16 protein-coding genes and 2 pseudogenes are annotated in these 13,809 nt (G+C 24.2%); 12 read left to right on the top strand and 6 right to left on the bottom strand.

Going from position 1 to position 13,809, the window contains the following annotated elements; all coding sequences use genetic code 4:
* Window position 1: 1 nt before the first annotated feature.
* The 6 genes from tsf (at window position 2) to AAHM96_RS02635 (ending at window position 4,749) form a co-directional block, all read left to right on the top strand.
* Window positions 2–880: a translation elongation factor Ts gene (gene tsf / locus AAHM96_RS02660; RefSeq protein WP_338974964.1), complete on the top strand. Its 879-nt coding sequence runs from the start codon at window positions 2–4 to the stop codon at window positions 878–880.
* A gap of 20 nt (window positions 881–900) precedes the next feature.
* Window positions 901–1,482, top strand: a complete 582-nt coding sequence (locus AAHM96_RS02655) for a hypothetical protein (protein ID WP_342273502.1) — start codon at window positions 901–903, stop codon at window positions 1,480–1,482.
* Window positions 1,483–1,545: 63 nt separating this feature from the next.
* On the top strand, window positions 1,546–2,274 hold the full coding sequence (gene pyrH / locus AAHM96_RS02650) for a UMP kinase (protein ID WP_342273501.1): 729 nt from the start codon (window positions 1,546–1,548) through the stop codon (window positions 2,272–2,274).
* Between the two features lie 23 nt (window positions 2,275–2,297).
* On the top strand, window positions 2,298–3,290 hold the full coding sequence (pta, locus tag AAHM96_RS02645; RefSeq protein WP_338975242.1) for a phosphate acetyltransferase: 993 nt from the start codon (window positions 2,298–2,300) through the stop codon (window positions 3,288–3,290).
* 18 nt (window positions 3,291–3,308) lie between these two features.
* Entirely contained in the window at window positions 3,309–4,562 is a 1,254-nt protein-coding gene (locus AAHM96_RS02640; protein ID WP_342273500.1) for an acetate kinase, read from the top strand.
* Between the two features lie 55 nt (window positions 4,563–4,617).
* Window positions 4,618–4,749: a hypothetical protein gene (locus AAHM96_RS02635; RefSeq protein ID WP_342273499.1), complete on the top strand. Its 132-nt coding sequence runs from the start codon at window positions 4,618–4,620 to the stop codon at window positions 4,747–4,749.
* Window positions 4,750–5,157: 408 nt separating this feature from the next.
* On the opposite strand, the pseudogene AAHM96_RS02630 reads toward AAHM96_RS02635, so the two are convergent.
* Window positions 5,158–5,948 (bottom strand): annotated as a pseudogene (locus tag AAHM96_RS02630) (IS5 family transposase).
* Between the two features lie 51 nt (window positions 5,949–5,999).
* On the opposite strand from AAHM96_RS02630, the gene AAHM96_RS02625 reads away from it, so the two are divergent.
* From AAHM96_RS02625 to AAHM96_RS02620, 3 genes are all read left to right on the top strand, one after another.
* Complete coding sequence (locus AAHM96_RS02625) at window positions 6,000–6,824, top strand: rod shape-determining protein (RefSeq protein WP_342273698.1); 825 nt, start codon at window positions 6,000–6,002, stop codon at window positions 6,822–6,824.
* Between the two features lie 137 nt (window positions 6,825–6,961).
* On the top strand, window positions 6,962–7,216 hold the full coding sequence (locus tag AAHM96_RS08430) for an HU family DNA-binding protein (RefSeq protein ID WP_425288775.1): 255 nt from the start codon (window positions 6,962–6,964) through the stop codon (window positions 7,214–7,216).
* 38 nt (window positions 7,217–7,254) lie between these two features.
* Entirely contained in the window at window positions 7,255–7,377 is a 123-nt protein-coding gene (locus tag AAHM96_RS02620) for a hypothetical protein (RefSeq protein ID WP_342273151.1), read from the top strand.
* Between the two features lie 623 nt (window positions 7,378–8,000).
* On the opposite strand, the gene AAHM96_RS02615 is transcribed toward AAHM96_RS02620, so the two are convergent.
* Window positions 8,001–8,279: a hypothetical protein gene (locus AAHM96_RS02615; RefSeq protein ID WP_342273498.1), complete on the bottom strand. Its 279-nt coding sequence runs from the start codon at window positions 8,277–8,279 to the stop codon at window positions 8,001–8,003.
* Window positions 8,280–8,419: 140 nt separating this feature from the next.
* On the opposite strand from AAHM96_RS02615, the gene AAHM96_RS02610 reads away from it, so the two are divergent.
* Together AAHM96_RS02610 and AAHM96_RS02605 are read left to right on the top strand one after the other, a co-directional pair.
* Window positions 8,420–9,209, top strand: a protein-coding gene (locus AAHM96_RS02610; protein WP_342273497.1) for an IS5 family transposase whose coding sequence is annotated in 2 segments (ribosomal slippage) — window positions 8,420–8,689 and window positions 8,691–9,209 — 789 coding nt in all. Because the reading frame shifts where the segments join, the coding sequence is not laid out codon by codon here.
* A 77-nt stretch (window positions 9,210–9,286) separates the two neighbouring features.
* Window positions 9,287–10,076, top strand: a pseudogene (locus tag AAHM96_RS02605) (IS5 family transposase).
* 114 nt (window positions 10,077–10,190) lie between these two features.
* On the opposite strand, the gene AAHM96_RS02600 reads toward AAHM96_RS02605, so the two are convergent.
* Window positions 10,191–10,613, bottom strand: coding sequence for a transposase family protein (locus AAHM96_RS02600; RefSeq protein ID WP_342273697.1), 423 nt, complete (start codon window positions 10,611–10,613; stop codon window positions 10,191–10,193).
* Window positions 10,614–10,615: 2 nt separating this feature from the next.
* Window positions 10,616–10,849, bottom strand: coding sequence for a transposase family protein (locus tag AAHM96_RS02595; protein ID WP_342272935.1), 234 nt, complete (start codon window positions 10,847–10,849; stop codon window positions 10,616–10,618).
* A 539-nt stretch (window positions 10,850–11,388) separates the two neighbouring features.
* On the opposite strand from AAHM96_RS02595, the gene AAHM96_RS02590 reads away from it, so the two are divergent.
* Window positions 11,389–12,186, top strand: a complete 798-nt coding sequence (locus AAHM96_RS02590) for an exonuclease domain-containing protein (RefSeq protein WP_342273496.1) — start codon at window positions 11,389–11,391, stop codon at window positions 12,184–12,186.
* A 27-nt stretch (window positions 12,187–12,213) separates the two neighbouring features.
* Here the strand turns inward: AAHM96_RS02590 and AAHM96_RS02585 are convergent, their stop codons facing one another.
* Both AAHM96_RS02585 and AAHM96_RS02580 read right to left on the bottom strand, forming a co-directional pair.
* Entirely contained in the window at window positions 12,214–12,837 is a 624-nt protein-coding gene (locus tag AAHM96_RS02585; RefSeq protein ID WP_342273495.1) for a DDE-type integrase/transposase/recombinase, read from the bottom strand.
* Between the two features lie 287 nt (window positions 12,838–13,124).
* Window positions 13,125–13,748, bottom strand: a complete 624-nt coding sequence (locus tag AAHM96_RS02580; RefSeq protein WP_342265927.1) for a DDE-type integrase/transposase/recombinase — start codon at window positions 13,746–13,748, stop codon at window positions 13,125–13,127.
* Window positions 13,749–13,809: the final 61 nt, after the last annotated feature.

Genomic DNA, 13,809 nt, shown 5'->3' with positions numbered 1-13,809 from the left:
TATGTCAGAAGTTAAAGTAGATGTTAAATTATTGAAAAAATTAAGAGATACAACCGATTTACCAATTACTGATTGTAAAGAAGCTTTGATGGAAAAAAATAATATTTTTGAAGCAGCACTTTCCCTATTAAAAATTAAAGGTTTAGCAAAAGCAGAGAAAAAAAGTATTAATAAAGCCACTGAAGGGGTTACTAAAGTTGTTATTAGTGGTAATAATGCAATTATTGCTGAATTAAATTGTCAAACTGAACAAGTTGCTGATTTAGAAGATTTTAATGATTTATTTACTAAGATTTTAGAAACAATTTTAAAACATCAACCTAAAACTATTGAAGAAGCTTTAATGTTAAAAGCTGATGGAAGTAGTGAAAGTTTAAATGATGAGATAAGATTTGCTATCGCTAAATTAGGTGAAAATATTGTTTTAAATCGTTTTCAATATTTAAGTAAAAATAGTGATGAAGTTTTTGGTTCATATGTCCATGGTGGTGGTAAATATAGTGGTTTAGTTATTATCAAAGGTGTTGATAAGGAAAGTGATATTCCAAATAATGTTGCTATGCAATTAGTATCAGCAGATGCTAAATATATTGATATTGATCACATACCCGCAACAGTTCGTGATAAAGAATTATCAATTATTAGTGAAAAAACAAAAGAAGAAGAAAAATTGAAAGCAAAAAAACGTCCTGATAATATTCTTGAAAATATTATAAGAGGTCGTTTTGAAAAAGTATTATCTGAATTAACTATTGTTGATCAACTTTATATTAAAGATAATACAATTAAGGTTAAAGAGTATTTAACTAAAAATCATGCTACAATTATAGCTATGATACGTTATCAATTAGGTGAAAAAATTGATAGTTCTGCCAAATAAACATTTAGGAGGTAAATAAAGTGAATTTTCAAATTATATATTATATTGCATTAGTAATGTTTATATTATTATTAGTTATTCTTGTTTGAGGATGATATAGTTTTAATAAACCAAAAACAACTATTAAATTTTTGAATTTAAAATTATTAATAGCAACATTAATAGTTGGGGTAATTGGTTTAGTTATCTCGATTGTTCCAATTGGAATGCAAGTTTGAAGATTTGAACCAGAATATATTAAATCTGATCCTGCTTTTTTAAGTTTATTAATAGTAGAGTATATATTTTTAGTTATCATGTTAGGATTAGCATATATTTTTAGTTTTGATTTTGGTATCGCAGTTGATGAACATAATATTTATTTCTTTGGACAAAGCGTTAATACTAGTAAAATTGTTGCATTGGAACAAAAGAAAAATGTTTTAAAAATTGTTTATGAACAGGGTATTAAAAAAATTAAAAAACGTTTAACAATTATTACTCCACAAGCACAACTTTTTGTTAAAGATCATTTAGCACAAAAAGTTATTGCTAACGTTGAATTAGAAACTGTCGCTGAAAGCGCAAATAATGATTCATTATCTAGTGATAACAGTAAATAAATAAGAAGCCACAAAGCAATCTGTGGCTTTTTATAATATTAAATTTAAGGAGGATGATCAAAAATGGAACAATTTAAATATAAACGAATATTATTAAAAATTAGTGGTGAAGCTTTAGGTGATGGTAGTAATGAATTATATAATAATGAAAGTATTGATAATGTTTGTCAACAAATTCAAACCCTAGTTAAGGCAAAAGTAGAAGTTGGTTTAGTAATTGGTGGTGGTAATATTTGACGTGGTGCTAAACAGGGAGAAAAGATTGGTTTAAAAAGAATTAATGCTGATTATATGGGAATGTTAGCAACTATTATGAATGCTTTGGTAATTGAATCAAAGTTAAAAGCTCTTAACGTAAAAGTTATTGTGCAAACATCATTAGATATTAATCAAGTTGCTGAACCTTTTTATTACAAAAAAGCTATTAGTAGTTTTGAAAAAGGCTATGTTTGTATTTTTGCTGGTGGTACTGGTTCACCGTACTTTACAACGGATACTGCAGCAGCACTTCGTGCTATTGAAATTAATGCGGATATATTATTAATGGCAAAAAATGGCGTTGATGGTGTTTATGATAAAGATCCAAATATTAACAAAAATGCTATTCGTTATTCACATTTATCATATCAAGATATTACTAATAAACAATTAAAAGTAATGGATTTAACTGCTTCAACAATGTGCATGGAAGCTAACTTGAAAATTATGGTATTTGATATTAAGGTTGAAAATAATATCATTAAAGCAGTACAAAATAAAGCAATTGCAACTATTATTAGCAATCAAAATTAACAAATTAAAGGAGAGAAGATAATATGAAACTATTAGATTTTATTTTATCTATTTTACAAAAAAGCAAAACATCAATCAGAATTTTATTTCCAGAAGGTGATAATGAAAAAGTACAGGCAGTAGCTTTAAAAATTATTAATGATAATTCACCTGTTAAAAATTTTATTACACCAGTTTTATTATTTAATAATGATAAAGAAATTCCTAGTAATATTAAAAATTCTAATATTAAAACATTATCTATTGAAGAAAATCAAGTAACAAATTTTACTAATCAATTATATGAATTAAGAAAAGCAAAGGGTTTAACTTTAGAAGCAGCTAATAAATTGGTATTAAGTCGTAATTACTATGGAATGATGTTATTAAATAATAAAGAAGTTAATGGTTTTGTTGGTGGTATTACTTTTACTACTGCTGATATTTTACGTCCGGCTTTACAAATTATTGGACCAAAAGCAGGTACTAAAACTGTTTCAAGTACATTTATTATGAATAAAAATGAAGAAATATTTTTATTTAGTGATGGTTCAATTAATTTAAATCCAACAGCTGAACAATTAGCAGATATTGCAAAATCTACAATTCACTTTGGCGAACTTTTAGAATTTAATCCAATTAAATTAGCAATGTTATCTTATTCTACTAATACTAGTGGTAGTGGTGAAAGTGTTGATAAAGTACGTAATGCTACTAACTTTGTTCAGCATTTAAAATTAAAGAATGTGCAAGTAGCAGGACCAATTCAATTTGATGCTGCTTGAGATCAAGAAGTGCGAAATAAAAAATTCCCAGAATTAACAATTAAAAATCATTGTAATGCATTTATTTTCCCAACTTTAGATGCTGCTAATATTGGTTATAAAATTGCTCAAAGATTAGGTGATTATAAAGCTATTGGTCCTATTGTTTTGGGTTTAAATCAGCCAGTTAATGATCTTTCTCGTGGTGCTACTATTGATGACATTTATTACACAGCATTGATCACTGCTATTCAAACATTAATTAAGAATTAATAAGGAGATAAAACAAATATGTCAGAACAAAATAAAATTTTAGTTATTAATGCTGGAAGTAGTTCTATTAAATTTCAACTTTTTAATGCTATTAATAATGATAAACAACCTCATTTTACTATTCTTTGTAAAGGTTTAGTTGAAAGGATAGCTATTAAAAATAGTAATTTTATTATTGAAATTGCTAATGGTGATAACTTTATTAAACATGAAGTAACGAAAGATATTGCCGATCATGTTATAGGAGCACAAACAGTTATTGATGCATTAATTGAGTATAAGGTCATTAATAATTTTGATGATATTAAACGAATTGGTCATCGTATGGTTCACGGTGGTCAAAAATTTAATAACTCAATTGTTATTGATGAGAAAGTCATTGCTGGTATCAAAGCATGTATTCCATTAGCACCATTACATAATCCACCAGCTTTAAAAGGATTATCATCTTTTCAAAAATTAGTTCCACATGCTAAACATGTGGCAGTATTTGATACTTCATTTCATAGTACTATTCCTGAAGAAAAATATCTTTACTCAGTTCCATATGATTGATATAAAACATATGAGGTAAGAAGATATGGTTTTCATGGTACTAGTTATCGTTATATTTTAGATAAATTAACTAATATTTTAAATAAACCAAAAGATAAGATTAATGCTATTATTTGTCATTTAGGTAATGGTGCTAGTATTTGTGCTATTAAAAATGGTAAAAGTTTTAATACTAGCATGGGATTAACACCATTAGATGGTTTAATTATGGGTTCTAGAAGTGGTATCATTGACCCTTCTATTCATGGTTATATGTGTAATGTTAAAGCAGAAGCAACTATTGAAACTATTACTAATGATTTAAATAAAAGTTCAGGTTTATTAGGAATTAGTGGACATTCTTCTGATTTACGTGATGTTCTTGCAAGTAGTAATGATAAAAACCATAAATATCATTTACAATCACAATTAGCAATAAAAATGTTTGTTCAAAGAATTGCTAATTATATTGTTCAATATGGTAATGATTTAGATAGTAATATTGATGCATTAGTATTTACAGCAGGTATTGGTGAAAATTCTGCAATTATTCGTCAATTAGTTATTGACGAAATTAAAGTGTTTACTTTAAAATTAGTAACTAATAAAAATAATGATAAGTATAATGATTACTTAGAAATTAGTGATAAACAATCAGAAGTTCCTATTTTTAAAATTAGAACAAATGAAGAATTAATGATTTGTCAAGATACATATAATTTATTAAAAAATATTTAAAAAATGAAAAAAATATATTAAGGTTTTTTGTTTTGATATATAATGTTTAAATTAAGTGAAAATACTTAATAATTATCAAATTTTAATTAAAAATAAATACTTTAAAGAAAAGAAAATTTTTAAAATTAGAACAAATGAAGAATTAATGATTTGTCAAGATACATATAATTTATTAAAAAATATTTAAAAAATGAAAAAAATATATTAAGGTTTTTTGTTTTGATATATAATGTTTAAATTAAGTGAAAATACTTAATAATTATCAAATTTTAATTAAAAATAAATACTTTAAAGAAAAGAAAATTTTTAAAATTTTTGGGAGCATACCGATGTTGTCTATAACATTCATTTATTGTCTTTAAATTATAAAGTTAGACGAGAATAATTTAGACTTTAATATGCAATTGTATGCTAATCATAACACTTGAAAAATATTAGTCAACAATAATACTTACTTTAATAATCCAAAAATTCTTATTAAAGTTTACTTTAATAAGTTTTTAATATGTTATAATGTAATAAAGTCCTTTAAGATAAACCGTATACCGTTATGATTACTAAGCGTATGTAAAGTACGTGGTCTCTTAGAACCTGTTTAAAATCTTTTCAATAAAATTGAAATAAAGGCAAGAACAACCATTTGTAAGCTAGTATTTAATTTTTTTTCACAATTTTTTCATAATCTTCTGCATTTTTCTAATCATGCAAAACTTCGTTCTACAACTCATCTTTTTGGTAATACTACAAAAGAATGTAATTCATTACGTTTTATAACTTCAACATTTGCATTTATAATTGTTTTAATTTTAGAAGCAAATTTTTCACCAGTATAACCAGCATCTACTAGTATTTTTTGAACTGCAGAAAGATTCTCTTTTTCATTTTCAATCATTATTATAGCACTATTACGATCTGTTTTTTCTGCTGTGGTTATGTAAATTGCATGTGGTAAACTTTGAGAATCAACAGCAATATGACGCTTTATTCCTGAAATCTTTTTACCAGCATCATAACCTTTATTTTTAGTAGTATCTGTATTTTTAACACTTTGTGAATCAATTATACAAAAACTAGTTTGTTCTTTTCTACCATTATTGATACGAAATGCCTTGACTAATTTTTTTTAAAACTAATTGTAATACACTAGGTTCTTTATCATTATTTTTACTTCAAGCTTGAAAATAATAATATACAATTTGTCATTTTGGAAAATTTTTTTGGTAACATTCTTCACTGGCAACCACTTTTTAATACATATAAAACTGCACAAAATACTTCATATAAATCTAAACTTCTTGGTTTAGTTCTCTTTTTAGTATTTTCTAAAATTGATTTTATATTTTCAAATTGCTCTTTGCTAACATTACTAGGATAATTTTTACACATATATACCTCTTATTTTAAAATATATAATCATTTTATCCTATTCTCTAAAAGATTTTAAACAGGTTCTTAGAAAATATTGTTCATCAATTAGGAGCACTTCGTGGATTTGTACAAGAAGAAGTTAAAATGGCAGCTTTAGGTTCGGGACAAGATATTTTTGGAACAGCAATTATGTGTATTGATATTGGTGGAGGAAGCACTGATATTGCTGTCATTAATAATGATTCAATTTTATATTCATATACAACACATTGTGCTGGAGATTTTTTAACACAAAAAATTCAAGAATACATTGCTAAAAAACATGCTATAAAAATTGGAACAAAAGAAGCTGAAGATGTTCTTAAAAAAATTGGTTCACTTATGAAATATCAAAATGAAAAACCGTATACTATTTCGGGGATTTCATTACCTAGATTGGACTCTCAACCCGGAGAAACAATGTCAATTTCTAAAACTATTGAAATTACACCCGAAGAAATTCGTGAAAGTGTTATGCAAGTTCAATTTAGAGAGCATGTTATTCCTACAATTAGAACAGTGTTAAGAACTGTCGGAGACAAAGCTGCTGGAAGTGTTAGTGACTTAAAGAAAAAAGGTAAGGGAATCACAATTTGTGGTGGTGGAGCTTATATTAAAAAAATAGATGAATTTATTATGGAAGAATTATCTAAAGAATATTTCATTGAAATTAAATCTAATAAATCTGGTACAAAACCAGTTCGTCAAAAATATGAAGGAGATATCTTTGAAGTACGTATTGCTCAAAATCCTTTAGAAAATGTTATTGATGGTTGTGTAAAATATCGTGATACAATTTATAAACAAATAATAGCTGAACAAAATCCTAACCGTGAAATTCTTAAAAAAGAATAGGGATTTTCCTAAAAACTGTGTTTTTAGAAAAAATTCATTTGTAAATTAGCAAAGAAACACAGATTAGAGGAAAGTTCCGAAGAATAAAAATAATTAAAAATTAAAATTTTTGGAGGGATAGTATGAATAAAAAATAATTAGTAAAAGGAATAAGTAATGAAATTAATCTAAATCAAAAAGATGTTGAAAACTGCATTGATAAACTTTCAGAAATCATCATCACTAAAAATTCAACTGGGGAATTTGTTGATATTTCAAATCTTGGAAAGTTCATGATTGTTAAAAAGAACGCAAGAATAGTAAGAAATCCTAGAACTGGTCAAACTTTACAAATGAGTGAATATTACTCACCAAAATTTCAACCAAAATCTATTTACAAACAAACAATTTAAATCAGCAATTATTCAAAAAGAAACTGAGGTAAAAACAAATGTTTAATAAATTAAAAGAAAAATTTAAAAATAGAAAATGTAAAACTGGTTCATGTGAAAATAAAAATAAACCAGTTGCAAAATCAGAATTTGAAAATAAAAACGAAACCGAGCATAAATAATTAAATAAAGGTCATATATGACCTTTATTTAAAGACAAAACAGCAAGTTGTAAAAATCTGTTTAAAAATATATATTAAATAAATAAGTGTTAAAATATAAAATAAAAGTGTTAGAATCTGTTTAAAATCTTTTAGAAAATAAAGTAAAATCATTATATACTTTAAAAGTAAGAGGTGTATATGATTAAAATTTAAACCAATTGATAATTATAAAGAACAAGTAAAATTTGCTTTTAATTATCAGAAAAATAAATCAGAAATTAAAGCTGATAAAAAATTAAAATCAATTTTTGACAATCAAAAAAATAAAATGAAAAAATAAAAGGGTAATGTTTAACATATTAAATATTATCAAGTTGCTAAGTAAAAATTTGAAAATAAAAAAAGTTCCTGTATAAAATAAGGAACTAAAAGTTTTAAAGGTTATTTGAACTTGGTGTTTATGTTTAAATTTTATATTCATTTTTTATAATTATTTTGTTCTATAAAAAATAATAACAATTTAATTATAACACTTTTATTTTATATTTAAAACTTATTTAAGTTAAATATTTTCATTAAAATTATACAAATAAAATTGCTAAATAAACTGCACAATTGTGCAGTTTTAAAGTATTTAAGATTTACATTTTTTGTGATTTACTACTAGAACTTTGACCTTTACTTGTTGAAGCTTTATTATTTATTTTTTTAATTTCTTTGAATCCCAAAGAATTACCAACTTTTTGTTTTTCTGTTCATACTTCTTTCAACTGTTCTTGTTCTTTTTTTATAGTGTCTTCTTTTTCAAATCCAAGAGCATTAGCAACTATTTCTCTTCTTTCTTTTTCCTTACTTTCTCCTCATGCTTTGTTTGTTTCTTCAGCTCTTTTTTTCATGAATCTTTTTCCGCTTGACTTCATTTGTCATATGGTTCTCATGGCATAATTATTTTTCCTTTCTTTATATTATTTTTAAATATTTTTTTCTATCCTTAGAACCTGTTTAAAATCTTTTAGAGAATAGGATAAAATGATTATATATTTTAAAATAAGAGGTATATATGTGTAAAAATTATCCTAGTAATGTTAGCAAAGAGCAATTTGAAAACATAAGATTAATTTTAGAAAATAGCAAAAAGAAAACAAAACCAAGAAATTTAGATTTATATGAAGTGTTTTGTGCGGTTTTATATGTATTAAAAAGTGGTTGTCAATGAAGAATGTTACAAAAAGATTTTCCAAAATGACAAATTGTATATTATTATTTTCAAGTTTGAAGTAAAAATAATGGCAAAGAACTTATTGTATTGCAACTAATTTTAAAAAAAATAAGTTATAAAAATTCGAGTCAATAATGGTAGAAAAGAACAAAATAGTTTTTGCATAATTGATTCACAAAGTGTTAAAAATACAGATACTACTAAAAATAAAGGTTATGATGCTGGTAAAAAGATTTCAGGAATAAAACGTCATATTGCTGTTGATTCTCAAGGTTTACCACATGCAATTTACATAACCACAGCAGAAAAAACAGATCGTAATAGCGCTATAATAATGATTCAAAATAAAAAAGAAAATCTTTCTGCATTTCAAAAAATAATAGTAGATGCTGGTTATAGTGGTGAAAAATTTGCTTCTAAAATAAAAGAAATTATAAACGCAAATGTTGAAGTTGTAAAACATAATGAACTACATACTTTTCTAGTATTACCAAAAAGATGAGTTGTAGAACGAAGTTTTGCATGATTAGAAAAATGCAGAAGATTATGAAAAAATTGTGAAAGAAAATTAAATACTAGTTTACAAATTATTATTCTTTCATTTATTTCAATTTTATTAAAAAGATTTTAAACAGGTTCTAAGAACCTGTTTAAAATCTTTTAGAGAATAGGATAAAATGATTATATATTTTAAAATAAGAGGTATATATGTGTAAAAATTATCCTAGTAATGTTAGCAAAGAGCAATTTGAAAATATAAAATCAATTTTAGAAAATACTAAAAAGAGAACTAAACCAAGAAGTTTAGATTTATATGAAGTATTTTGTGCAGTTTTATATGTATTAAAAAGTGGTTGCCAGTGAAGAATGTTACCAAAAAATTTTCCAAAATGACAAATTGTATATTATTATTTTCAAGCTTGAAGTAAAAATAATGATAAAGAACCTAGTGTATTACAATTAGTTTTAAAAAAAATTAGTCAAGGCATTTCGTATCAATAATGGTAGAAAATAACAAACTAGTTTTTGTATAATTGATTCACAAAGTGTTAAAAATACAGATACTACTAAAAATAAAGGTTATGATGCTGGTAAAAAGATTTCAGGAATAAAGCGTCATATTGCTGTTGATTCTCAAGGTTTACCACATGCAATTTACATAACCACAGCAGAAAAAACAGATCGTAATAGTGCTATAATAATGATTGAAAATGAAAAAGAGAATCTTTCTGCAGTTCAAAAAATACTAGTAGATGCTGGTTATAGTGGTGAAAAATTTGCTTCTAAAATTAAAACAATTATAAATGCAAATGTTGAAGTTATAAAACGTAATGAATTAGATTCTTTTGTAGTATTACCAAAAAGATGAGTTGTAGAACGAAGTTTTGCATGATTAGAAAAATGCAGAAGATTATGAAAAAATTGTGAAAAAAAATTAAATACTAGCTTACAAATGGTTGTTCTTGCCTTTATTTCAATTTTATTGAAAAGATTTTAAACAGGTTCTAAGAAAAGATTCTAAAAAATTAGAACAAGAAATATTAAAATCATTTAGAAGTGATAATATTTTTGAAATTATTAAAAGAAATATTTCAATAGACTTGGTGCAAAACTAAGGTAATTCAAAATTATATATTTCTGCTATTAAATTAAATCTTAATGCAAATCTTCGTATTTTATTGCGATATTTTAAAGTTAAAATTTTAAAACGTTTTAGTTTAGCAAATACGTGTTCAATTTTAATTCTAATTTTGCTTAAAGTTTTATTGTATTCTTTTTGAATTGGTATTAATTTATTGTATTTACTTTTTTTAAATGGCAAAAATGTATTTTTATGAATATTTTGTATTCCTTGATAACCTGAATCAACAAAAACTTGTTTTTCTAGATGAATAAAAGTTTTAGATTTTAAAAGTAATTTAAAATCATGAATGCTTCCAAAACAAAAAGCGGTTGAAATAATTTTTCCATTTAAAATATCAATAATTATTTGCGATTTAAGAGTATGATGTTTGTTTTTACCCGAAAAAAGTAATTTTAGTTTTTTTTAATTCTTTCAATTGGAGTTTCAGTAGCATCAATAGCTAGTAAAGTATTATTGATTCCTTTATTTTTGATTAAATCTTTTTTGCCAGATAAATTAAAAATTCCACTTTTTATTAAAGTATTTTCAATTCAAAAAATATTACGAATGCAGCTAGTATGACTAATATTATATCTTTTTGCAATAACTCTATAACTACTATACTCTTTTCAGTATTCTAATGTCATTAATAAACGATTTTCTATTGATAATTTATTAGGTTTACCACCAACTGCTTTTTAATTGCTTAAGCTTTTTTTAAAATTTCAACCATTTTTTGAAATGTTTGTAGTTTTATTCCCACTAAACTATAAAATTCTTGTTCATCTTTGTATTTTTTTAACATAATAATTATCACCTTTGATATTAATAATAACCGTTAAATTATTAAAATTAAAGGTTTTGCACCAAGTCTATTCTAAATTTCTAAAACCACCAATTTTACAAATTAAAATTTAGAATTTTATATCAAAAATGGTCCAGTAATTAAGGGCCAACCACCATCTTTTTTATTGTCAACAATATAATATTTTATTCATAATATTATTTTTATAAATTATATTAAGTTATTTGTTAAAGAATGATAATTAATTAATGAATTTTGCAAAAAATGAAGTTTTATAAGTAAAAATATAGTTACTCTAACTTATCAATGTTATAATTTATCAAAGGAATAACTAATATTAATTTATGAAAATTTAGATAGAAAGGTGCTATTGCCATTAATATGTTTTTTAAAAGTGTAAAATTCAAGAAGACAAATGATGATTTTGAAACAGATGATAATTCTGAATCAAAAGGTAATATAGAAGGAAAACAAGAAATAATTACACCTTTTAAACAGTATAAAAGTAAAGATAGTAAAAATCTTTTTGCTAAAAAAATGTTATTAAAAAGAAAGCAATCAAAATTAAATAGTAAGAAAAAATTTAGTGTTCATGATTGAGGGATTGATAATACTAATTATGTTTTTATTGATTTTGAAATTGCAAATTCTAATAAAACAAGTGCTTGTCAATTAATTATGATAAAAGTAACACAAGGTAAAATTGTCAAAACTTATAGTTCATTAATTAAACCACATCCCGAAGAATTTACTTTTTCTCATGTTCATGGAATTACAAGTGAAAGCGTATCTTTAATGTCAAATTTTAAAGAATTATGAGTAGACATCGTTACTTTTTTTACTGAAAATACTGTTGTTATTGCTCATCACGCTAACTTTAACATTAATATCTTAAGATCATTAATTAATCATTATGATTTAAAATGTCCTAATTTTTTTTACATTTGTTCAGTTAAGTTATTTAGAAGAACATATGATTATCTTAATAACCGTTTAAGTGCTCTTGCTCATAGTAATCAAATTAAATTTGATCATCATGATCCATTGACAGATGTTACCACTTTACATAAATTAATTAATATACATTTCAGTGAACATTACCATTTAAAAACTTTATGTAATAATCTTAATATTAAAATGGGGAAATTATTTGGGACGGTAACGGTGGTTGGCCCTTAATTACTGGACCATTTTTGATATAAAATTCTAAATTTTAATTTGTAAAATTGGTGGTTTTAGAAATTTAGAATGTATTCTTTCATAATTATAAAACATAACATATTGATTTACATCATTTATAGCTTCATTGATGGATAAATATTGATTTGATCCTTTAGGTAGTCATTCTTGAGATAAATGAGAAAATCAGTTTTCAGATAATACATTACCACCAATATCATAAGGTTGTTTTTTGCTTAAAATTATTTGTTTATCCTCTGCTCATTTTGTGATATCGTGACAATAAAATTCGTTGGCGTTATCTGAATGTAAAATAACATTTTTTATTTGATTTCAAGAAAATTGTTTGTTGATTTTTTCAAGAGCAGGAAGAATTAAATCCTGATATGATTTATTAGGAGCAATATTATAACTAACAACATTATTTGAATAAAAATCAATAATTACAAAAAGATATAATCATCCTTCTTTAGTATTTATTTGTTTAGTGTCCATTGATCAAATTTGATTTGAAGAGGTTGTACTTTTATAATCTTTGTTTACTTTATCCATTGTAGGTATTCACTTATTTGGATTTTTTTTGTTTTTAGGATAGTTATTTTTAGTTTGTTTTAATCCTTGAATATTGTGTTCTTTCATAATTTTTCGCATTTGTTTTATTGATAATTCTATATTTAAAATGATATTTTTTTCTTGTTTTAATCACTCTTTAAAAGCTGAAAAAATTCTTAAATATCCATAAATTCTGCCTTTTCTTGTAGAATGAAATTCGATTAAAAGTTGGCATATTTTTTGATATTTATGATTGCATTTAATAATATGATTTTCTTCTTTTTTAATAGGTTTTTGTTTATTTTTTAAAAAGTAATATGTTGATCTGTTTAATTGAAGATATGGTGGTTGGCCCTTAATTACTGGACCATTTTTGATATAAAATTCTAAATTTTAATTTGTAAAATTGGTGGTTTTAGAAATTTAGAATGTATTCTTTCATAATTATAAAACATAACATATTGATTTACATCATTTATAGCTTCATTGATGGATAAATATTGATTTGATCCTTTAGGTAGTCATTCTTGAGATAAATGAGAAAATCAGTTTTCAGATAATACATTACCACCAATATCATAAGGTTGTTTTTTGCTTAAAATTATTTGTTTATCCTCTGCTCATTTTGTGATATCTTGACAATAAAATTCGTTGGCGTTATCTGAATGTAAAATAACATTTTTTACTTGATTTCAAGAAAATTGTTTGTTGATTTTTTCAAGAGCAGGAAGAATTAAATCCTGATATGATTTATTAGGAGCAATATTATAACTAACAACATTATTTGAATAAAAATCAATAATTACAAAAAGATATAATCATCCTTCTTTAGTATTTATTTGTTTAGTGTCCATTGATCAAATTTGATTTGAAGAGGTTGTACTTTTATAATCTTTGTTTACTTTATCCATTGTAGGTATTCACTTATTTGGATTTTTTTTGTTTTTAGGATAGTTATTTTTAGTTTGTTTTAATCCTTGAATATTGTGTTCTTTCATAATTTTTCGCATTTGTTTTATTGATAATTCTATATTTAAAATGATATTTTTTTCTTGTTTTAATCACTCTTTA

Origin of the sequence: Spiroplasma endosymbiont of Acasis viretata (assembly GCF_964031275.1) — a bacterium.
Lineage (GTDB): Bacteria > Bacillota_I > Bacilli_A > Mycoplasmatales > VBWQ01 > Spiroplasma_E > Spiroplasma_E ixodetis_A.
This window is presented reverse-complemented; position numbering and strand designations above follow the sequence as displayed.